The organism is Rhizobium sp. TRM96647 (assembly GCF_025780115.1).
Lineage (GTDB): Bacteria > Pseudomonadota > Alphaproteobacteria > Rhizobiales > Rhizobiaceae > Mycoplana.
Window position 1 is genome coordinate 135,911 of record NZ_JAOXHF010000008.1, and the last position, 19,850, is coordinate 155,760.

At 65.4% G+C, this 19,850-nt stretch carries 21 protein-coding genes; 4 read left to right on the top strand and 17 right to left on the bottom strand.

The window, feature by feature from the left end:
- Nucleotides 1-96 precede the first annotated feature (96 nt).
- Entirely contained in the window at nt 97-447 is a 351-nt protein-coding gene (locus OCK02_RS16315) for a hypothetical protein (protein ID WP_230804217.1), read from the top strand.
- Nucleotides 448-562: 115 nt separating this feature from the next.
- Here OCK02_RS16315 and OCK02_RS16320 read toward each other — a convergent pair whose 3' ends face one another.
- From OCK02_RS16320 to OCK02_RS16335, 4 genes are all read right to left on the bottom strand, one after another.
- Nucleotides 563-1,312, bottom strand: coding sequence for an ABC transporter ATP-binding protein (locus tag OCK02_RS16320; protein WP_263813972.1), 750 nt, complete (start codon nt 1,310-1,312; stop codon nt 563-565).
- Nucleotides 1,272-2,009: an ABC transporter permease gene (locus OCK02_RS16325; protein WP_412178852.1), complete on the bottom strand. Its 738-nt coding sequence runs from the start codon at nt 2,007-2,009 to the stop codon at nt 1,272-1,274. The genes OCK02_RS16320 and OCK02_RS16325 overlap by 41 nt, the downstream gene beginning before the upstream one ends.
- A 78-nt stretch (nt 2,010-2,087) precedes the next feature.
- The gene (locus OCK02_RS16330) at nt 2,088-3,020 is read right to left on the bottom strand and encodes an ABC transporter substrate-binding protein (protein WP_263813973.1); all 933 of its coding nucleotides are present in this window, start codon (nt 3,018-3,020) and stop codon (nt 2,088-2,090) included.
- A 69-nt stretch (nt 3,021-3,089) separates the two neighbouring features.
- Entirely contained in the window at nt 3,090-3,299 is a 210-nt protein-coding gene (locus OCK02_RS16335) for a hypothetical protein (protein WP_230804211.1), read from the bottom strand.
- Nucleotides 3,300-3,650: 351 nt separating this feature from the next.
- On the opposite strand from OCK02_RS16335, the gene OCK02_RS16340 reads away from it, so the two are divergent.
- Complete coding sequence (locus tag OCK02_RS16340) at nt 3,651-4,043, top strand: c-type cytochrome (protein ID WP_263813974.1); 393 nt, start codon at nt 3,651-3,653, stop codon at nt 4,041-4,043.
- A 60-nt stretch (nt 4,044-4,103) separates the two neighbouring features.
- On the opposite strand, the gene rpe is transcribed toward OCK02_RS16340, so the two are convergent.
- The 8 genes from rpe to OCK02_RS16380 are packed head-to-tail and all read right to left on the bottom strand — an operon-like array spanning nt 4,104 to nt 12,765.
- Nucleotides 4,104-4,793, bottom strand: coding sequence for a ribulose-phosphate 3-epimerase (gene rpe / locus OCK02_RS16345; protein ID WP_263813975.1), 690 nt, complete (start codon nt 4,791-4,793; stop codon nt 4,104-4,106).
- Nucleotides 4,790-5,746: a CbbX protein gene (cbbX, locus tag OCK02_RS16350; RefSeq protein ID WP_263813976.1), complete on the bottom strand. Its 957-nt coding sequence runs from the start codon at nt 5,744-5,746 to the stop codon at nt 4,790-4,792. The genes rpe and cbbX overlap by 4 nt, the downstream gene beginning before the upstream one ends.
- Nucleotides 5,739-6,158: a ribulose bisphosphate carboxylase small subunit gene (locus OCK02_RS16355; protein WP_263813977.1), complete on the bottom strand. Its 420-nt coding sequence runs from the start codon at nt 6,156-6,158 to the stop codon at nt 5,739-5,741. Before OCK02_RS16355 ends, cbbX begins: the two co-directional genes overlap by 8 nt.
- 10 nt (nt 6,159-6,168) lie before the next feature.
- Nucleotides 6,169-7,629, bottom strand: coding sequence for a form I ribulose bisphosphate carboxylase large subunit (locus OCK02_RS16360; protein WP_263813978.1), 1,461 nt, complete (start codon nt 7,627-7,629; stop codon nt 6,169-6,171).
- A 35-nt stretch (nt 7,630-7,664) separates the two neighbouring features.
- Complete coding sequence (gene fba, locus OCK02_RS16365; RefSeq protein ID WP_263813979.1) at nt 7,665-8,744, bottom strand: class II fructose-bisphosphate aldolase; 1,080 nt, start codon at nt 8,742-8,744, stop codon at nt 7,665-7,667.
- Between the two features lie 15 nt (nt 8,745-8,759).
- Entirely contained in the window at nt 8,760-10,802 is a 2,043-nt protein-coding gene (gene tkt, locus OCK02_RS16370) for a transketolase (protein ID WP_263813980.1), read from the bottom strand.
- A gap of 11 nt (nt 10,803-10,813) precedes the next feature.
- On the bottom strand, nt 10,814-11,686 hold the full coding sequence (locus OCK02_RS16375; RefSeq protein ID WP_230804199.1) for a phosphoribulokinase: 873 nt from the start codon (nt 11,684-11,686) through the stop codon (nt 10,814-10,816).
- A 14-nt stretch (nt 11,687-11,700) separates the two neighbouring features.
- Nucleotides 11,701-12,765, bottom strand: coding sequence for a class 1 fructose-bisphosphatase (locus tag OCK02_RS16380; protein ID WP_263813981.1), 1,065 nt, complete (start codon nt 12,763-12,765; stop codon nt 11,701-11,703).
- Between the two features lie 118 nt (nt 12,766-12,883).
- Between OCK02_RS16380 and OCK02_RS16385 the strand changes: the two genes are divergently transcribed.
- A complete protein-coding gene (locus OCK02_RS16385; RefSeq protein ID WP_263813982.1) occupies nt 12,884-13,828 on the top strand; it encodes a LysR family transcriptional regulator in 945 nt (314 codons plus the stop codon).
- A 28-nt stretch (nt 13,829-13,856) separates the two neighbouring features.
- Here OCK02_RS16385 and OCK02_RS16390 read toward each other — a convergent pair whose 3' ends face one another.
- The 5 genes from OCK02_RS16390 to OCK02_RS16410 all read right to left on the bottom strand — a co-directional run bounded on the left by OCK02_RS16390 (nt 13,857) and on the right by OCK02_RS16410 (nt 18,749).
- Entirely contained in the window at nt 13,857-14,669 is an 813-nt protein-coding gene (locus OCK02_RS16390; RefSeq protein ID WP_263813983.1) for a formylmethanofuran dehydrogenase subunit C, read from the bottom strand.
- Nucleotides 14,666-15,574: a formylmethanofuran--tetrahydromethanopterin N-formyltransferase gene (gene fhcD, locus OCK02_RS16395; RefSeq protein WP_263813984.1), complete on the bottom strand. Its 909-nt coding sequence runs from the start codon at nt 15,572-15,574 to the stop codon at nt 14,666-14,668. Before fhcD ends, OCK02_RS16390 begins: the two co-directional genes overlap by 4 nt.
- A complete protein-coding gene (locus OCK02_RS16400) occupies nt 15,562-17,193 on the bottom strand; it encodes a formylmethanofuran dehydrogenase subunit A (RefSeq protein ID WP_263813985.1) in 1,632 nt (543 codons plus the stop codon). Before OCK02_RS16400 ends, fhcD begins: the two co-directional genes overlap by 13 nt.
- On the bottom strand, nt 17,187-18,242 hold the full coding sequence (locus OCK02_RS16405; protein WP_263813986.1) for a tungsten formylmethanofuran dehydrogenase: 1,056 nt from the start codon (nt 18,240-18,242) through the stop codon (nt 17,187-17,189). Before OCK02_RS16405 ends, OCK02_RS16400 begins: the two co-directional genes overlap by 7 nt.
- Nucleotides 18,243-18,356: 114 nt before the next feature.
- The gene (locus OCK02_RS16410; protein ID WP_263814079.1) at nt 18,357-18,749 is read right to left on the bottom strand and encodes a 4a-hydroxytetrahydrobiopterin dehydratase; all 393 of its coding nucleotides are present in this window, start codon (nt 18,747-18,749) and stop codon (nt 18,357-18,359) included.
- A gap of 112 nt (nt 18,750-18,861) precedes the next feature.
- On the opposite strand from OCK02_RS16410, the gene OCK02_RS16415 reads away from it, so the two are divergent.
- Nucleotides 18,862-19,845 (top strand): beta-ribofuranosylaminobenzene 5'-phosphate synthase family protein, encoded by a 984-nt coding sequence (locus OCK02_RS16415; RefSeq protein ID WP_263813987.1) that lies wholly within the window; start codon nt 18,862-18,864, stop codon nt 19,843-19,845.
- Nucleotides 19,846-19,850: the final 5 nt, after the last annotated feature.

The following is a 19,850-nucleotide window of genomic DNA, read 5'->3' on the forward strand; positions in this document are numbered from 1 at the left end:
TCCTATATTACTGGATATCGATGCGATTTTGAACCTATACTTGCAGCGGTCTTTGCGCGCCCTGCCGGGTCCGCACCTTCGGAACGAGGATATGTCATGGTTACGCCAGCGAAGATTTCCCTAGCCGTACTCGCGACGGCGGCAGCAGGCCTTGCTCTCCCGGCGGTTGCAGCTATGAGCTATCCGACCAATGCGGTGGCCGAGTATGTCTATGCCTGCATGAAGGCCAATGGCGAGAACAGGGCCAACCTCGATCGCTGCTCCTGCTCGATCGACGTCATCGAATCGATCATCTCCTACGAGCGCTACGAAGCGGCCGCCACCTTCCGGCAGATGGGACTGGTGCCCGGCGAAAACGGCGCGCTGTTTCGCGAGAGCGCCCCTGCCAAGGCCGCGATCGCGGACCTGAAGAGAGCCCAGGCCGAAGCCGACATCCGCTGCTTCTGAATAGCGACCGGTCCCGGGGCTCATCGGGATCCTTCCGATTCGCTCCGGTGCTTCGGGCTTTTGATTTCGCGCATGTCGTCGGCGCAAAATCGCGGCGCGGTTTTGCGCGACTGGGTCAGAGCTGCGTCGGGAACCGCTCGTGGAAAGAGCGCAGGATGTCGCTGCGCACCTGCGCGTTGCGGGATTGCCGCGGAACCCGGATCAGGAACGACCCGACGACATGGGAGGGGCGCGGCGACAGGACGATGATCCGGTCGGCCAGCATGATCGCCTCCTGCAGGTTATGCGTCACCATCAGCACCGTCGTCGGACGCTCCGACCATACCTGAAGCAGGAGATGGCGAAGCTGCTGCGCGGTCGCCTCGTCGAGGGAGACGAAGGGCTCGTCGAGCACCAGGAGATCCGGCTCGATCGCCAGCGCCCGGGCCAGGGCGGCGCGACGCGCCAGCCCCAGCGACAGTTCGCCGGGATAGAAGGCGCGCATCTTGCCCAGTCCGAGCGCATCGAACAGGTGATCGAGGTTCCTGCCGTGCAGGGCTTTCGGCAAGGCGAGGCGCACGTTCTCCTCGACGGTCCGCCAGGGCAGCAGGACCGGCTCCTGAAAGACCATGCCGATGCGCGGCTCCCCTGCCCCCGGCAGCTTGATGCGCCCCTCGAAATCGCGGTCCAGGCCGAGGAGCAGCCGCAACGTCGTGGTCTTGCCGCAGCCGGAGGGGCCGATGAGGCAGGCAAATTCGTTCTGCTCGACCGCGAAGTCGAGATCGTGCAGGACATCGATGCTGCCGCCCCTGGACGCCTCGAAGGACTTGCGGCGGATTTCGATTTCAAGTCGCGCGTCTGCGCCAACGGGTTGAAGCGTGTTCAAGGGGCTGCACCAGAAGAATTTCGATCAAGAGCATCACGCAGACGAAGGCCAGCGTGTAGGCCAGGATGGCGGCGACGTCGAAGAGCTGAAAATAGAGATTGATCTGGAAGCCGACACCGTTCGACCGGCCGAGCAGTTCGACGACGAGCACGATCTTCCAGATCAGCGAAATGCCCGAACGGGAGGCCGCGGCCAGATAGGGCTGCAATTGCGGCAGCAGGACGTGGCGCAGGCGCGCGAACGGCCCGAACCGGTAGACCTTCGCCATGTCCGCATAGCGCAGGTCGAGCGCGCGGGTCCCCTCCCGCATCGTGACGATGACATTGGGGATCTTGTTAAATGCCACGGCGCCGACGGCGGCGACCTCGTTCAGCCCGAACCAGATATAGGCGAGAACGATGACGACCAGTGCGGGAACGTTCAGCGAGAGAATGACCCAGGCGTCGAGAAACCGGTCCGCCCGCGGGTGGCTTCCGAGAAAGATGCCGATCGCCGAGCCGATCACGATGGCGAGCAGGAACGCGGCGGCCACGCGGCACAGGGTGATCGCCAGATGATAGGGGATCTCCCCGCTGGCCGTCTCCCGGACCATGACGCGCAGGACGTTGAGGGGCGGCGGGAAGGCGCGGCTCGGCCACAGGGTCGCCGTCAGTTGCCAGGCGACGGCCAGGACGACGATCGAGGCTGCGACCGTCAGCAACGGTCCCCAGTTGCGTCCCGGTGCGGCCTTGTCCGTTCGCCCCTGTGACGACGTGCCGAGCAAGAACGAACTCACCTATTGCATCCTCCAGAACGTCCCCGGAGCCAGTTCGCTGGAAGGCCCGACCAGTTCCTCGCCGCCGATGCCCGCAAGGACCTTGTAGAGCGCTGCGGCGTCCCTTTCCGCATCCTCCCGGGAGCCTTTGGGAATGCCCTCCCGGTAGCGATCGCGCATGACCCTGCGTTCGGCCTCGTCGCCGGGGATCAACGGGGCGAGCAGGTCCCACTCCTCGTCGGACCGTTCAAGAAGCGCCTTCGCATCGGCGCTGGCCTTGACGAAGCCCCCGATTGCGGCCGGGCTGTCCTTGGCCCAGGCATCGTGGAAGACATATCCGAGGGCGACGATCGGCCCGGCGGCGCCGAGGGCGGCGGCAGCCTCCTGACCGCTGACCAGCCGGCGGAACCCCTTCGCCTCCAGGCGGGCGCAATAGTTCCAGAAATTGAGGACCGCATCGAGTTCGCCCTGCTGCACCTTCTCCGCCAGCAAGGGCGGTGCGCCATAGGCGATGGTGCTGGCTGTCGCCAGATCGGTGGCGTGGTCCTTCTTCGCCATCGCCTGGATCAGCAGCCAGTTCTTGTCGAGGGGGCCGCCGGCGACGCCGATCGTCTTGTCGGCCAGGTCGGCGAGGCTGCCGATCGGCGAATCGGGCGGCACCATGATGGCCCCGACCGCGGTCGAATAGGGCACGAAGGTCAGGTCCAGCCCCGTGGCGCGCTGCCGTGAGACCCACAGCCAGTCCGAGACGATCACGTCGACCGATCCGGCCATCAGGGCGACATTCGTCGCGTCCTCGCCGGCGAAGGCCTGCACCTCCAAAGTGATCCCGTGTTTTTCATCGAGCTTGTGCCGCTTGATCGTATCGAGTTCCCAACTCACGGTCCCGAACTTGAGTACGCCGACGCGCACGACCTCGGCGGCCGCGGCCTGCGTGAAAAATGCTACCAACAACAACGATAATGCGATCCAAAACGATCGGCCGATACAGCCTCCCACCCGTTCCTCCCATGCGATTCGATTTCAGATGTCGCGCCCCTCCGACGCGTATTCGCAGCGCCACTTGACGACGCGCAATTTCGGGTGCTCTGCAGACCATTTCGCAATCCGCGGCGGCGCCTGGAGCATGCAGGTCACCGGGCCTCCCATGTCTTCGAAATGGAGATTCTCCTCGCGGCAGCTCGCAGGCTTGTCCGCAAGGCAGATCGTCAGAACGAGTTCGATGAACGACATAGTGCACCTTTTGACTGGCGGGCTCGCCGCAGCCGTTTCCCCTGCTCCGGCGATCGCAGATGCAACCGCCAGTTAATCGCGTCTTCTTCCGGTGCCTAGAAGAGAGCGTCACGAGGTTAGGAGCATCGCGTCTGCCAGTCAATCGCAACTTCCGATTTGTGCCGCCGATGACGAGGCCGGAGGGTGTTCGAGGGTTGACTTGCACTCCCCGGCAGGTCACTTTTTCGAACGGATCGCGCGACTGGATGCCCCGATGCGGAAAGTCGCGCGATCCGAACTGGCCGGCGCCGGAGGAGGAAACCTGGCACCTGCCGTCGTCAAAGGGCACCCTTGGCGAGATGAGGAAAGAATATGAAATGTCGTGTCCTTCTGATCGGCGTATCAGTTGCGATCTTTACTGCCTGCGGGGTCAATGCCCAGGAGGGCGATGCCACCGCGGGTGCAACCGTGTTCAACAAATGCAAGGCCTGTCATGACGCCGAGACGGACAAGAACAAGATCGGTCCGTCTCTGATGAACGTGATCGACAGGGTCGCCGGCACCCATCCCGGGTTCACCTATTCCAAGGCGATGGTCGAGGCAGGCAAGGCCGGTCTCAAATGGGACGAGGCATCGTTGCGCGAGTACCTTCACAATCCCAAGGCGAAGGTCAAAGGCACCAAGATGGCCTTTGCCGGCCTGAAGAAGGAAGAAGACCTCAGCAATCTCCTGGCCTATCTCGAGCAGTTCTCGACGAAGCAATGAGATGCGGGGCTGCCGGTTTCCCGGCAGCCCCGTCGTCCGTCTGATTCCCGATGAACCAATTCAAGCCGCCCGACGTGTCAGCGCCTTGTCGGCCTGCCGCCGGATCGCTTCGATATTGCCGGCATAGGCCGACGCGTCGTTCGTCTTGAAGATGGCGGAGCCCGCCACCAGCACGTCGGCACCGGCCGCCGAGACCAGGGGCGCGGTCTCGGGCGTGACGCCGCCGTCAATCTCGATGTGGATCGGCCGGTCGCCGATCATCCTCGCCACGCGGCGCACCTTCTCCACGACGGCCGGAATGAAAGCCTGCCCGCCGAAGCCGGGGTTGACGGTCATCAGCAGGATGAGATCGAGACGGTCGAGCACATATTCGATGGTGCTCTCGGGCGTCGACGGATTGAGCGAGACGCCCGCCTTCTTGCCGAGATTGCGGATCGCCTGCAGCGTCCGGTCGAGATGCGGCCCGGCTTCCGCGTGAACCGTGATGATATCGCAGCCCGCCTCCGCGAAGGCGGCGATATAGGGATCCGCCGGCGCGATCATCAGATGGCAGTCGAAGACGGCATCCGTCCGGTTGCGGATGGATTTCACCACCGGCGGCCCGAAGGTGATGTTGGGCACGAAATGGCCGTCCATCACGTCGAGGTGGATCCAGTCGGCCCCGGCTGCGACGACGTTTTCGACCTCTTCGCCCAGCCGAGAGAAATCCGCCGACAGGATGGACGGCGCGATGATCGTTCGTCCGCTCATGATGCGCCCTCCAGCTGTCTCGCCTCGCCCTCTCGTCTTGCTTCATTCTTGAAGATGCGGCTGGCCCTGATGTCGGCCGCGACGATGGTGGACAGCGTATCGGCGCCGATCGGCCCGTCGGACGTCTCGAACAACCGGTTCGCCTGGCGCAGACGCGCGCGATCGAGCGCGTTGCGGATAGAACGCGCATTGGCGAAATGCGGCTGGCGGCGGCGGAGCGCGATGTATTGCTCCATGGCGGCCCGCCCTTCGGCGTTAAAGCCGTAGTTCTGCTTTTCGAGCATCACGTCTGCGATCGAGAGCAGCTCGTCGTCGGCATAGTCCGGAAAGTCGATATGGTGGGCGATGCGCGAGCGAAATCCCGGATTGCTCTCGAAGAACCGCTCCATCCGGTCGCCGTATCCCGCCAGGATGACGACGAAGTCCTCGCGCTGATGCTCCATCACCTGCAGGAGGATTTCGATGGCCTCCTGGCCGTAGTCGCGCTCGTTCTCCTGCCGGTAGAGATAGTAGGCCTCGTCGATGAAGAGGACGCCGCCCATCGCCTTCTTCAGGATCTCCTTCGTCTTCGGCGCGGTATGGCCGATATACTGGCCCACCAGATCGTCGCGCGTCACCGAGACCAGGTGCCCCTTGCGGATATAGCCGAGGCGGTGGAGCAGATCGGCCATGCGCAGCGCGACGGTCGTCTTTCCCGTTCCCGGATTGCCGCTGAAGCACATGTGCAGCGTCGGCGTTTCATGGGCGAGGCCGAGACGCTTGCGCGCGCGTTCGACCAGGAGCAGCGCCGCCGTTTCCTTGATCCGCTGCTTGACCGGCTTGAGACCGATGAGCGTGCGGTCGAGTTCGTCCAGCACCGCCTCCACGCCCGATTCGGCATATTCCGCCCTGAGGTCGATGGCGGAGAGCTTCGCGTCATCGACCTCTCGCATGATGGATTGCGCCTCAGCCATAACGTTCCCCCGCCGGCCGGCCTGCGGCATAGGAACGCGTCGTGTAGCGGATGCCCCTGCCCGCGGTCTCCTGCCGTTCCAGACGGAAGCCCGGCTCGGCTGCGGGCCGGTTGACGATGAAGGAGAGGCGGACGGATTCCCACCCGTGACTGCTGTCGAAGGCGACGAGGCGGATATACCGGTCGCCATAGACCTTGCGGCACGCCTTCAGTTCCAACATTAGGGCGGCGGCGTCGGGATTGTCGAACATCGGATGACCCCACATGTCCCAGTAGGTGTTGCGGGGATGCGGGTCGTCGGTGAATTCGAGGCTCACGGCCCACCCCTTGTCGATGCAGTACTGCACCTGCCTGGCGATCTGTTCGTCCGTCAGCGGCGGCAGGAACGAGAATGCTCCCTGGGTGATGTGCATGTCGCGTCTCCTATTCTGCTGCGGTGGCCGTCGGAACGAAGTCCGGCGTGTCGGTGGAGGTGTAGTCGAAGGTCACGTCCTTCCAGACGTCGAGCGCCTGCTGCAGGGGCTGGCAGTGGCGCGCGGCGTCGCGCAGGATCTGCGGGCCTTCACGCACGATGTCCCTACCCTCGTTGCGGGCGAGCACCATGCATTCGAGCGCGACACGGTTGGCCGTGGCGCCGGCGGCGATCCCCATCGGATGACCGATCGTGCCGCCGCCGAACTGCAGCACGACGTCCTCGCCGAGCAGGTCCAGGAGCTGGTGCATCTGCCCGGCATGGATGCCGCCGGAGGCGACCGGCATCATCCGGTTGAGCGAGGCCCAATGCTGGTCGAAGAAGATGCCGTTCTCCAGCCGCATCGGATTGAAGTCCTCGCGGCAGACGTCGTAGTAGCCGCGGGTCGTGGCGGGATCGCCCTCCAGCTTGCCGACGACGGTGCCGGCATGGATGTGGTCGACGCCGGCAAGGCGCATCCATTTGGCGATGACGCGGAAGGAGACGCCATGCGTCTTCTGCCGGGTGTAGGTGGAGTGGCCGGCGCGATGGAGATGCAGGATCATGTCGTTGCGGCGGGCCCATTTCGCCATGGACTGGATCGCCGTGTAGCCGATCACGAGATCGATCATGACGATGTTCGAGCCGAGCTCCCGGGCGAATTCGGCGCGCTCGTACATGTCCTCCATGGTGGCGGCGGTCACGTTCAGGTAGGTGCCCTTGACCTCGCCGGTCTCGGCCTGCGCCTTGTTCACCGCCTCCATGCAGTAGAGGAAGCGCTCGCGCCAGTGCATGAAGGGCTGCGAGTTGATGTTCTCGTCGTCCTTGGTGAAATCGAGCCCGCCCTTGAGCGCCTCGTAGACGACGCGGCCGTAGTTGCGTCCCGAGAGCCCGAGCTTCGGCTTCACCGTCGCGCCGAGCAGCGGACGGCCGAACTTGTCCAGCCGCTCGCGCTCGACGACGATGCCGGTTGCGGGTCCCTGGAAGGTCTTCACATAGGCGACGGGGAAGCGCATATCCTCCAGCCGCAGCGCCTTCAGCGGCTTGAAGCCGAAGACGTTGCCGATGATCGAGGCGCTGAGGTTGGCGATCGAGCCCGGCTCGAACAGGTCGAGGTCATAGGCGATGTAGGCGAAATACTGCCCCTCCGCATTCGGCACGGGATCGAGCCGGTAGGCCTTGGCGCGGTACTTCTCGCTCGCCGTCAGCCGGTCGGTCCAGACCACCGTCCAGGTGGCGGTGGAGGATTCGCCGGCGACGGCCGCCGCCGCCTCGACCGGATCGACGCCGTCCTGCGGCGTGATCCGGAAGAGCGCGATGACATCGGTGTCCTTCGGCTCGTAGTCGGGCTCCCAATAGCCCATCTTCCGGTATTCCATGACGCCGGATCTGTAGCGCGCCGCGCCCTTGACGGTCTGGGATGTGCTGTCCATGGCCTGATCCTTTCGCTGTCGTTATGGACCGCCGCTCAGGCGGTTTTCGCGGTTGTGGTCTGCGGATCGAGGTCGCCTGCGGCGTAGCGCCTGGCCATCTCGTCCAGCGGGACGACCTTGATCTTCGAGGCGTTGCCCGCCGTGCCGAACCGCTCGAAGCGGTCGCGGCAGAGGTTGCGCATGGCGTCCATCGCCGGTTTCAGGAACTTGCGCGGGTCGAACTCCTCCGGGTGCTCGGCCGCGATCCGGCGGAACTGCCCGGCCATCGCCATGCGGCAGTCGGTATCGATGTTGACCTTGCGCACGCCGTGGCGGATGCCGCGTTCGATTTCCTCGACGGGGACGCCCCAGGTCTGCGGCATCTTTCCGCCGAAGCGGTTGATGACATCCTGCATCTCCTGCGGCACCGAGGAGGAACCATGCATAACGAGATGGGTGTTCGGCAGCTTGCGGTGGATCTCCTCGATCACGTCCATCGCCAGGATGCCGCCGTCCGGCGCCCGGGTGAACTTGTAGGCGCCGTGCGAGGTGCCGCAGGCGATCGCCAGCGCGTCGACGCCGGTGCGGGCGACGAAATCGACGGCCTGATCCGGATCCGTCAGGAGCTGGTCGTGCGAGAGCACGCCTTCGGCGCCATGGCCATCCTCCGCGGCGCCGGTTCCGCTCTCCAGCGAGCCGAGAACGCCGAGTTCGCCTTCGACCGAGACGCCCACCCAATGGGCGATGCGTGCCACCCGCCCGGTGATCTCGACATTGTATTCATAGGAGGCCGGCGTCTTCGCGTCCGCCTCGAGGGAGCCGTCCATCATGACGGAGGTGAAGCCGTGGCGGATCGCCGTCATGCAGGTCGCCTCGTCGCTGCCGTGATCCTGATGGATGCAGACGGGAATGGCCGGGTAGATCTCCGTCAGCGCCTCGATCATGCGCGCCAGCATGATGTCCTTCGCATAGGAGCGCGCGCCCTTCGAGGCCTGGAGGATGACCGGCGCGTCGCAGGCGACCGCCGCCTCCATCACCGCGAGGCCCTGTTCCATGTTGTTGATGTTGAAGGCCGGAACGCCATATCCGTATGCCGCTGCGTGATCGAGCAGCTGGCGTAATGTGATGCGGGCCATGGTTCTGCTCCTTTTCTACCGATCCGTGCGGTCCGAGCCCGACGCCCGGGCGACAAGTTCGAGCGCCGTCTCCACGACGGCCCCGGCGGTGATGCCGAAATGTGCGTAGAGATCGGATGCCGGTGCGCTGGCGCCGAAGCCCGTCATGCCGACGAAGACGCCGTCCTCGCCGAGATAGCGGTCCCAGCCGAGGCGGGCGGCCGCCTCGATGCTGATCCTGGGCGCGGTCCCAAGGACCGCCTTGCGATAGTCGGGCGACTGCCGCTCGAAAAGCTCCCAGCAGGGCATGGAGACCACCGCCACGGCGATGCCGTGTCCGGATGCGAGCGCATCGGCGGCGGCACAGGCGATTTCGACCTCGGAACCGGTCGCGAGGAGGGTGACTGAAGGTGGTTCCGAGGTCGCGCGCAGCAGATAGGCGCCACGCGCAGAAAGGTTTTCCTCGTTATCGGCCTCCCGGCACACCGGCAGGTTCTGGCGCGATAGCACCAGCACGCTCGGACGATCGCGTTCCTTCAGGGCCAGTTCCCAGCATTCCGCCGTCTCGACGATGTCGCAGGGACGGAAGACGTTGAGATTGGGCGTCGCCCGCAGCATCGCCAGATGCTCGACCGGCTGATGGGTCGGGCCGTCCTCGCCAAGCCCGATCGAATCATGCGTCATGACGTAGACCACCTGCTGCCCCATTAGCGCCGACAGGCGGATCGCGCCGCGGGCATAGTCGGAGAAGACCAGGAAGGTGCCGCCATAGGGGATGAAGCCACCGTGCAGAGCCAGCCCGTTCATCGCAGCCGCCATGGCGTGCTCGCGGATGCCGTAATGGATGTAGCGGCCGGCGTAGCTCCCCGGCCGGATCGCGCCCATTCCCGCCGTCAGCGTCAGGTTGGAATGGGTCAGGTCGGCCGAGCCGCCGATCGTCAGCTCGGTCGCGGCGTTGACGACGCCGAGCACCATCTCCGAGGCCTTGCGGGTGGCGACCTTGGTCGCGCTCTCGCGATGCTGCCTCCGGAACGCGGCAAGCGCGTCGAACAGCGATGCCGGAACGTCCCGGTCGATGGTCTTCAGGAACGCTGTGCCCTCCGGAGCAGCGGCAACCCGGTCCAGCCATGCGCGCCGCTCAGCGGCCCCGCGCGCGGCAACTTCGCTCCAGCGCTCCAGGATGGCCTCTGGAACCTCAAACGGGGCATGATCCCAGCCCAGTTCCCGTTTCGCAGCGGCGACCTCGCTTTCGCCGAGCGGCGCCCCATGGGTCTTTTCCGACCCCTGCAGATTGGGCGCACCCTTGCCGATGATCGTCCGGCACGAGATGAGCGACGGCTTGCTCGAAGCGCGTGCCCGGGCGATCGCCCGGCCGATCGCGTCGAAATCGTGACCGTCGATCTCCTGCACGTCGAAGCCTGCCGCCTCGAAACGGGCGAGCTGATTCATCGAGGTCGAGAGGCTGGTGGGTCCGTCGATCGAGATGGAATTGTTGTCCCAGAGGACGATCAGCCGCGACAGCTTCAGATGGCCGGCAAGGTCGATCGCTTCGTGGCTGATGCCTTCCTGCAGGCAGCCGTCGCCGGCGATGACGTAGGTATGGTGATCGACGAGCCCGTCGCCATGGCGGGCATTGGCGATCCGTTCCGCAAGCGCCATGCCGACGGCGGTGGCGATGCCCTGGCCCAGCGGACCGGTCGTCGTCTCGATGCCGAGGGCGTGACCGTATTCCGGATGGCCGGCGGTCCTGGCGCCGAGTTGGCGGAACCGCCGCAGTTCCTCCGCCGTCATGTCCTCGTAGCCGATCAGGTAGTGAAGGGCATATTGCAGCATCGAGCCGTGGCCGGCCGACAGGACGAAGCGATCGCGATCGGGCCAATCGGGATGGGCCGGATCAAGCTTGATGAAGCGGCCGAACAGAACGGTGGCGACGTCCGCCATGCCCATCGGCATGCCCGGATGACCGGAATTGGCCTTCTGGACGCCGTCCATGGCGAGCGCGCGGATCGCATTGGCCATGTCGGTTTCGGTCACGGCCGCGGGCGCGGCCTCTTCCTGCAGCTGCAATTGCGAATTCATTGCTTTCCTCCTCACGAGGCGCGGGTCTTGCGCTCGATCAGTTGCATGATCAGGGGTGTCAGAATCAGTTGCATTGCGAGATCGAGCTTGTTTCCCGGCACCACGATGGAGTTGGCGCGCGACATGAACGAGTCGTGGATCATCGACAGCAGATAGGGAAAATCGATGCCGCGGGGCCTGGCGAAGCGGATGACCAGCATCGATTCGTCAGGGGTCGGGATCCAGCGCGCGATGAAGGGATTGGAGGTGTCGACGATCGGCACCCGCTGGAAGTTGATGTCGGTCTGCGTGAACTGCGGCGTGATGTAGCGGACATAGTCCGGCATGCGGCGCAGGATGACGTCCATGACCGCCTCGGTGGAATAGCCGCGCGCTTCCCGGTCGCGGTGGATCTTCTGAATCCATTCGAGATTGATGACCGGCACGACGCCGATCTTCAGATCCGCATGGCGGGCGAGATTGACCTTGTCGGTCACCGCGCATCCGTGCAGCCCTTCGTAGAAGAGCAGGTCGCTCGGCCCGAAATCGCGCCATTTCGTGAAGCTCCCCGGAGGGACATCGTAGCGGGCGGCCTCCTGCTCGTCGTGGATGTAGGTGCGGGTGCGGCCGGTGCCGTTCCGGCCGTATTCCTCGAAGACGGCCTCGAGGATCTCCAGTTCGTTGGCCTCGGCGTTGAAATGGGTGAAGTTCGGGTTGCCGTTCCGCTCCTCCTCGGCGACCTTCTCCTTCATGGCCTGCCGGTCGTAGCGGTGAAACGCGTCACCCTCGATGAAGGCCGCCTCGATCTTCTCGCGGCGGAAAATCTGCTCGAAGATGTTCTTGACCGAGGTGGTCCCGGCGCCGGACGAACCGGTGATCGAGATGATGGGATGCCGTGTCGACATTGCCGTTCCTCCGATCAGGCCCTGAAGAGACCGCGGTTGCTGAAGAGCGGCGCCCGCTCGGCGATGTTGCTGGGTTCGGCATGGTAGCGACCGATGCGGGCCACCTCGCGCGCCGAGCCGAAGACGAGGGGAACGCGCTGGTGCAGGCTCCGCGGCGTCAGTTCGAGGATGCGATTGATCGTGTCGGTGGCGGCGCCGCCGGCCTGCTCGATGAGGAAGGCGATGGGGCTGGCCTCGTAGACCAGCCGGAGCCGGCCTTCCGCATAGCCCCTGCGCCCGTCGCCGGGATAGAGATAGACGCCGCCGCGAACGAGGATGCGGTAGGCGTCGGCGGCGACGGCCGCGACCCAGCGCATGTTGAATTCCCGCTCGCGCGGCCCCTCCGTGCCCTTCAGGCAATCGTCGACGTAGAGCCGGACGGCCTCGTCCCAATGGCGGTAGTTGGCCGCGTTGATCGCAAACTCCTGCGTCCGCGCCGGAATGGCCAGGCCTTCGTGGACCTGGGCGAACACGCCGCCGGCCGGGGAGAAGACGAAGACGTGGGTGCCGCTGCCGACGCTGAGCACCAGTGCCAGCTGCGGGCCGTAGATGAAAAAGCCGGCGGCGAGCTGGGCGTCTCCTCCCTGGAAGAAGGAGGCGCTGCGCTCGCCGACCGGATCGCCAGCCTTTGGGAGGATGGAGAAGATGGTCCCGATCGGGGCGTTGATGTCGATGTTCGAGGAGCCGTCCAGGGGATCGATGGCCACCGCGAGCGGGGCCGCCGGGTCCAGCAGGGCGGCGTCCTCGAGTTCCTCGGACGCGTAGACGCAAACAGGCGCCTGCCGCATGGCATCGATGAAGAGGGCGTCGGCCAGAAGATCGAGTTCCTTCGGAATGTCACCGCTGGGACCGGCCATGCCGTTCCCTCCGGCAAAGGCCTTGCCGAGCGGACCCATGCCGAGCGATCCTTGGCCGATGGTGCCGCCCAGGGTGACCGCCGCAGCGGCCAACTGCCGGACCGTGAGGGCGACGGCTTCGCCGAGCGGCGCACCGCCTGCGGCGTGGGATTCCAAAAAGGCGTCTAGTGTCAGCGACGTCATGGCCTACCTCCCTGCCCGCTCCTCACTGCTTCGGACATGCCGTCATCGAACCAAGAAACAGGAGCTAAGTAAAATTTAATCTGTTTACCTTTGCCGTAAATTTCTCTAAGTTACCCGCATGAAGAACCTGACGCTCAGACACCTGCGGGCGACGCAGGAAATCGGCAGGCACGGGACGATCGTCCGGGCCGCCAACATGCTCGGGCTGACGCCGTCCGCCATCACCATCCAGCTCAAGCAACTCGAGGAGGACGCGGGGATCATCCTCTTCGACCGGACCAGCGACGGCCTGCGCCCGACGGCGGCCGGCCTCGCCTTCATCGACGCGGCGCGCTCGATCGAGGAGAGGCTGCGCCAACTGGATGACGAGATCGACGCAATCAAGGAGGTGCGCAGCGGCTCGCTCGCGCTCGGCGTCGTCTCGACGGCGAAATACTTCGCGCCGAACCTGATGGCGACCTTTCGCAAGAGCCATCCCGGCATCGCCGTCTCGCTGTCGATCGGCAACAGGGCCGAGATCGTGACGAAGCTGAGAAACCACGACCTGGACATCGCGCTGATGGGGCGTCCGCCCAAGGACCTGCCGCTGCACTCGGCGGTGTTCGGCGACCATCCGCTGGTGATGATCGCCCCGCCGGATCATCCGCTGGCCAAAAAGCACGACATCACCAAGGAGGAAATCGCGCGAGAACATTTCCTCGTCCGCGAACCCGGATCGGGCACGCGCATCTCGCTGGAGATCTTCCTGGGGGAGATCCCGGGCCGGATCGACGATCTGGGCACCGAGATGTCGTCGAACGAGACGATCAAGCAGGCCGTCATGGCGGGCCTCGGCATCGCCTTCATCTCGGCACATACCATCGCCATGGAGCTGGAGTTCGGCAAGCTCGTCACGCTGGACGTCATCGGCATGCCGATCCGCCGGCAATGGTTCTCGGTGATGCGGACGGACAGGACCGTCTCTCCCGCCATGAACGCCTTTCAGGTCTTCCTGCGGGAGCGAGGGGCGCAATGCCTGCCCTTCTTCGACAAGCTCTATCCGATGCTGCAGCAGCCCCGCTGAGGACATGCGTCAACGGGGCGATCACGGCTCAACCTCGTGCAAACATGATTTCGCCCTTGCCCAGCACGGCATTGTCCCCGCCGAAGCGGAAGGGCCTTGCGCCGAGCAGCGGCCGGTCGAGGATCCCCTCCTCCATCAGGTAGCGATCGAACAGGACGGGAAAGCCGATCTCGACGCGGCCGCAGTCGATGAAGGTGGGCGACAGCTCGGCCGGCCTGCGGTCGAACAGCAGCGAGCCGCGCTTCATCAGGTGACCGGTGTAGCGGCCGACGCGGCCGGTGGCGACGATCGTGCCGGCGATCATGCCGAGGCCGGCATGGTCGCCGCATCCCTTCAGGAGCGCGATGATCCCGCGCCGCATCCTTTCGCCGGGACGATCGCCAGCCTTGCCGCGCACGACGATCAGGCCGCCGGACATGCCGTGGATTTCGCCCGCCATCGGTCCGCCGACGCCCTCGCCGGCATCGCCGTCGATGTCGATGCGCCCGTTCTTCATGCCGGAGCCGGCCTGCGCGCCCGCCTTGCCCTCTATCTTCAGCAGGCCGCCGGCCATGCGGCGGCCGGCGCGGGCGCCGACATCGCCGGCGACGCGGATCCGCCCCGCCGTCATCTCCGCCCCGAGGAAGTCGAAACGTCCGCTGCCGCCGGCAAAGACGATGTTTCCGGCATCCGTGCCGGTGATCCTGAAGACATCCCCTGCCGCTGCCGGATGCCGGCTGGTTCCGACCCTAAGTTTTCCGATTTCGGCGGACGTCATCCCGGCAAGCCTGTCGGGGGTCAGGCCCGACAGGTCGAGCCGTTCCTCCGGCTCGGACCGCAGGGTGAAGGTCAGCGGCGTCATGGCAGGAGGTCCTTCAAGTGATAGTGGAACTTGCCGAGCTTGCCGCCGTAGTTTCCGGCGCTGATGCGCAGGGCGCCGCGCCTGGGGCCGAAATCGATGACGGCCTTCAGCCCCGCCCGCATGGCCGCGGCCACGGCGTCGTTCGTCTCCCCGTCGATCACGACCTCCAGCACGGCGTTGATCTCCGGGCCGAGCGCGCTCCTGACGACGCCGCGCAGGGTCGGCGCATAGGCGTCGTTGGTCGAGGCCATCATGCCCTTGTACTTGCCGCCGACCTTGGAGCCGGACCGCACGATGCCGCCGGGGAACGGCATGATCGCGCCGGGGACCTTCTCGATCGCCGCCACCGCGCGTTCGGCTGCCGCCAGTGCCTTTCCGGCATCGGCGGCGAGCAGCAGGAAGTTTCCGCCGCCGACCGCCTCCTTCGTCAGGCCGGTCTTCGCCTCGCACAGGAATTCGCCGTCCATGACCGGCACGCGCCAGTAGTGCCTGCCGCCGAACTTCTTCGAGACCTGCCAGCCGTCGCCGAAATAGCGCAGCGACGAGCCGAGATCGAGCGACGTGGTTCCCTTCAGCCCTGCGAAACAGGCGCTGCCGGGCGAGGTGAGGACGCACTGGCCCAGCCTCGTTTTCAACTGCTTCTGCAACTCGTCCGTTCCCATCGCGAAGATCATCACCCGGCAGCCCGGGCGACCGTCCGGCGTCTTCGAGGCGGGAATGTCGACATCGATGGCGGCCTCGCAGCCGCAGCCGATGACCGAGGTGGCGAAGCCCGTCATGGTGATCGCCGCCTGACGCGCCCATTTCAGCGTCGGCGCCGTGATGATGATCGCGGTCGCACGCATGCCGAACGCCTCGGCGAAGGTGTCATCGATCGTGATGCCGTTGCGTGTCAGCTCCTGCATGCGACCTCCGCAAAGGGGTTTTCGCGGGCAATCGCCGTCTCCGGGAAGGTGAACCAGTCGAGCGACAGCCCGTAGCGATCCTCGTGATAGGCCTGCATGCGCCGGACGATCCCCTTGTCGGGGGGCGGATTGAGACGAAGCGTCTTTCCCCAGCGATAGTGCGTGACGACGCCGTCCTCGACGACGAGATCGCCGTTCTTGAACACCAGAGCGGCGTCGGCGAACATCTTGCTGACGTCCTGCCCCTTCCGGTAGACGGCGATATCGGCGATCGCGCCGGGGCCGAGGTGACCGCGATCGTCGAGCCCGAGCAGCTTTGCGGGCGCCCCGCGCGTCATGACGGCGATCTCGTCCAGCGTATATTCGCGGGAGATCGAGGCGAGCGTGGTCAGCTCCAAAGCGGACTTGTCGAGTTCGGCCATCTTCGCTTCGCGGGCGTCGCGGCGCATCAAGAGCTCGAACAGGTCCGGATAGGCGGTGAAGGGCGCGCCGTTCGGATGGTCGGTGGTGAAGAAGACCCGCCAGGGGTCGTTGATCAGCAGGAACAGCTCCAGCCCCACCGCCCATTGCAGCGAGCCGTAATAGTCCGGGCGATAGCGATAGGGCACGATGCCGCCGCCGTTGCCGTCGCCGTCGATGAGGATGGACTTCTTCGGGTTGGCGGTCCGCATTCCCGAATATTGCCGCGTCACGTCCGAGGAGATCGTCACGGTCTGGCCGAACATCACCTGGCCGACATCGATCGTCACATCAGCATTTTCGTTGACCAGTTCGGCGAGACGGGCCGCCTCGGACGAGAAGCCGCGCTTGCCTTCGGTGCCATAGCCGTAGAACTGCAGGTGGGCGAGATGAAGCGGGCGGCCATCCGCCGCGCGGATCGTCTCGGCTGCCGTCGTGGCATTGCCCGCGATACCGAGGTTGTTGGCATGGACATGGAGGGGATGGGGAACGCCGAGACGGCCGACGGAGGCCTGCAGCGTCTCGACGATCCTGCGGGAACTGACCCCGTAGGACGGAACGACGTCGTCGAAGGAGAAGCGGCGGACGTTTTCCTTGAAGGCGGCGGCCGCACCGGCGTTGATGACCTTCACGCCGAGCGCCCGCGACGTCGACACGGTCCAGGCGACGTAGTCGTCGATCATCGCCGTCGAGGCGTTGTCGCGGATCATCGACAGCAGGAAATCGTCGTTGCCGAGGATCGCGAGCGTCGCCTTGTCGATGATCGGGATGTCGGCGAGCTCCATGTGGGTATGCAGTGCACTCGACGGCGACATGGCCGGCTCGACCACGGTGGTGAAGCCCATCCTGGCGTAGAGGCAGCCGGTATTGAAGGTCGACCATCCGGCGTTCGACAGCGGCGTATGCAGCGGTCGCCTGAGATGGGCCGCATGCTGTTCCGGCAGCAGGAGACGCGCCGTGTTCACGTTGCCGCCGCCGATATGGGAATGGATGTCGATCGCCCCGGCCATGACGATGCAGCCGGAAACGTCATAGGTCCTGTCGGCCCGCTTCGAGGCCGGCCTTTCGACGATGACGCCGTCCCTGATCCAGACGTCGCGCCTGCCGGCCGGGCCGTTGACCGGATCCACCACGTCTCCACCGGCAAGACGGATCAGCATGGCATGTCCTGGCCCGTCAGGGCATGCTGGAGCTGGTCCACGACCGCGCGGACGCTCGGAAGGTCGGAGGGCGTCTCCGCCGCGACGGATCGCAAGGTTCCGATCCGGCTCGAATAGACGACGCCGTCATGGTCGAGCCCGGCCTTGCCGATCCGGATGGTGGCCGCCGCACCGGCGACGGGCCGTTCGCCCCTCACCAGCGCAATCGTCGGCGGGCCGCCGCGCCTGGCGGGCGGCGCCTCGTCGCGCTCCGAGACCCACACATGCAGGTCCGCCTCCTTTTGCGCAATCATCCGGTCCACGTCGCAAAGCCACGGATCGTAGACCGGCGCGCCGGTCGAAAAGCCGGTGCGCGGCGGGAAGCCGGTCATCCAGGTCGACGCCAGCACCATGCCCCAGGCATCGTCGTCGGACGGCAGGAAAAGTGCCGTCGCGCGCTGCGTCCTGTTGATGTCGGCCAGAAGGCCTTGCAGCATCGCCAGAGCGGGGACGTCGGCCAGGTGCGAGACGACGAAGACCGGAAAGCGGGCCTTTTCCAGGGCGCCGAGGAAAGCATCGACGTTGGCGAGTGTGGCGGATGCCTTCTTTCCGGAGAGCGAGGCCCTGAGGATCCCGAGCACGGCATCGACGGGAAGATCGGGCGACCCCAGCCGGACGGCCTTCGGACCGCGCGGCGGCCGCCCGCCACCTGTGGACGCCGCCCTGCCCTCGATCTGATACCAGCGCCGCCGGCCCTTGCCGGCCAGGTCCGGTCCGGTCGCCGCAAGCGACGAGAGCAGATCGTGGTGGGCAGGCGGAACGTCGCCGACGATGGCGACGAGGTCGGCGCGACGCCTTACCTCCGTCGCGGTCGCAAAGAAGCCGCCGATATCGGTGTGAAGCGCGACCTCGTGGACGAGGTCGCGGCCATGTACGTGATCGTAGGTCGCCCCGACGCGCTCCGCCAGCGCGATCAGGCTACGGCATCCATGGATATCCGAATCGAGGGAGAATACGGGGCAGCGGCTTGTCGCCAAAAGCTTTGCCGCCTGCTCGATCGCTGCCGACAAAGGAACTGTCCGGCTGCCGATCCATGCAACCATCACACTCCGAAACTTTCTGGTGCCGCCCTGAATTTATCCGTTCTTCGTCAAATGTGAAGCCCGTCCGGCGAAAAATGCCGATCAGCCGTCGTATTTGACGTAGGCGAATCGTTGGTCGGTATTGGGCGTGCCCTCAAGCGCGCCGCCCGCCGTGCCCGGTTGCCATTGCACGACCTCCTCGATCTTTCTGGCGAGTTCGAAGTCCTTGTCGGTCACGCCCTTTGCGGCGTGATTCACCAGCAGGACCTCCACCCAGGCATAGGACGCCTTGAGATCGGGATGATGCCAGGCGGCTTCCGCCAGGTGCCCGACCGTGTTGATGACCATGAGCGTGGATTTCCAGCCGTGCGTCTTGTACTTGCGGCGGATCCAGCCGTTTTCGTAGCGCCAATGCGGCAGTTCCGCCTGCAGTTTCGCGAGGATTTCCTCCTCCGAATAGACGCGCTCGCGCTTGCGTTCCGTCTCCTCGCCCATCGCCGTTGCTCCTCGCTTCTTTTTCTCCCGGCTCCCGCCCAGACTTGCGCTGGTCACAAAATAGGCTACCATAAATGCGGGCCCGATTATCAAAAAGTTCAGAAAAGAACCGATGTCGGATTCCGTCTCCATTCAAGTTCCCGGACGCTTGCACCTCGGATTTCTGGATATCCCCGGGAAGGCAAGTTCGCGTTTCGGCAGCATCGGCCTGCCGCTCGAGGGCATATCGACCAGGCTGGAGATCACGAGGGCGGCCGAGACCAGCGTTCACGGCAACGAAAGCGCCCGCATCTCCGCCTACCTCTCCGCACTCCGCTCCCGTCTCGGTCTTGCCGGCCACCACCGGGTCACGGTGCTCGAGACCATTCCCACCCATGCCGGACTGGGATCGGGAACCCAGCTTGCGCTGGCGGTCTCCGCAGCGCTTCGGACCTTGCACGACCTGCCGTTCGACGTGCGCGCCGACGCAGCCTTCCTCGGGCGCGGCGGGCGATCGGGGATCGGCATTGCGGCCTTCGACGAAGGCGGCCTCATCTTCGACGCCGGCAAGGCCCGGGACGACCTGACCCCGACCGTCATCTCCCGAATCCCGTTTCCGTCCGCCTGGCGCGCCATCCTCGTCTTCGACGGCCGTAGCCAGGGCGTCCACGGAGACGCGGAAATCACGGCGTTCCGGACGCTTGCGCCGTTTCCGGCCGCGCATTCGGCGGCGATCTGCCGCCATGTGCTGATGGAGATCATGCCCGCCGTCATCGAAAGGGACATCCTGACCTTCGGCAATGCCGTGACGGCAGTCCAGCAAATGCTCGGCGACTATTTCTCCCCGACCCAGGGCGGGCGCTTCACCAGCCCGGCGGTGGAGGAAACGCTCATGCGGCTGGGCGAATGCGGTGCCGTCGGCATCGGCCAGAGTTCCTGGGGACCGACGGGCTTTGCCTTTGCCGAATCCCAGGCGGCTGCAGAGCGGATCGTCGCGCGTGCGGCACCGCACGACACGCAGACGACGATCCGGATCGTCGCCGGCCGGAACCGGGGAGCGAAGATCACGCGGGAGGCGACGCCGCACGCGTTCGAACTGGGCAGAGGCACATACTAGAGAAG

Bases quoted from the DNA above. Each gene is read 5' to 3' on its own strand.
- OCK02_RS16315 (WP_230804217.1), top strand. From the start codon at position 97: ATGGTTACGCCAGCGAAGATTTCCCTAGCCGTACTCGCGACGGCGGCA.
- OCK02_RS16335 (WP_230804211.1), bottom strand. From the start codon at position 3,299: ATGTCGTTCATCGAACTCGTTCTGACGATCTGCCTTGCGGACAAGCCT.
- OCK02_RS16340 (WP_263813974.1), top strand. From the start codon at position 3,651: ATGAAATGTCGTGTCCTTCTGATCGGCGTATCAGTTGCGATCTTTACT.
- rpe (WP_263813975.1), bottom strand. From the start codon at position 4,793: ATGAGCGGACGAACGATCATCGCGCCGTCCATCCTGTCGGCGGATTTC.
- cbbX (WP_263813976.1), bottom strand. From the start codon at position 5,746: ATGGCTGAGGCGCAATCCATCATGCGAGAGGTCGATGACGCGAAGCTC.
- OCK02_RS16355 (WP_263813977.1), bottom strand. From the start codon at position 6,158: ATGCACATCACCCAGGGAGCATTCTCGTTCCTGCCGCCGCTGACGGAC.
- OCK02_RS16360 (WP_263813978.1), bottom strand. From the start codon at position 7,629: ATGGACAGCACATCCCAGACCGTCAAGGGCGCGGCGCGCTACAGATCC.
- fba (WP_263813979.1), bottom strand. From the start codon at position 8,744: ATGGCCCGCATCACATTACGCCAGCTGCTCGATCACGCAGCGGCATAC.
- tkt (WP_263813980.1), bottom strand. From the start codon at position 10,802: ATGAATTCGCAATTGCAGCTGCAGGAAGAGGCCGCGCCCGCGGCCGTG.
- OCK02_RS16375 (WP_230804199.1), bottom strand. From the start codon at position 11,686: ATGTCGACACGGCATCCCATCATCTCGATCACCGGTTCGTCCGGCGCC.
- OCK02_RS16380 (WP_263813981.1), bottom strand. From the start codon at position 12,765: ATGACGTCGCTGACACTAGACGCCTTTTTGGAATCCCACGCCGCAGGC.
- OCK02_RS16385 (WP_263813982.1), top strand. From the start codon at position 12,884: ATGAAGAACCTGACGCTCAGACACCTGCGGGCGACGCAGGAAATCGGC.
- OCK02_RS16390 (WP_263813983.1), bottom strand. From the start codon at position 14,669: ATGACGCCGCTGACCTTCACCCTGCGGTCCGAGCCGGAGGAACGGCTC.
- fhcD (WP_263813984.1), bottom strand. From the start codon at position 15,574: ATGCAGGAGCTGACACGCAACGGCATCACGATCGATGACACCTTCGCC.
- OCK02_RS16400 (WP_263813985.1), bottom strand. From the start codon at position 17,193: ATGCTGATCCGTCTTGCCGGTGGAGACGTGGTGGATCCGGTCAACGGC.
- OCK02_RS16410 (WP_263814079.1), bottom strand. From the start codon at position 18,749: ATGGGCGAGGAGACGGAACGCAAGCGCGAGCGCGTCTATTCGGAGGAG.
- OCK02_RS16415 (WP_263813987.1), top strand. From the start codon at position 18,862: ATGTCGGATTCCGTCTCCATTCAAGTTCCCGGACGCTTGCACCTCGGA.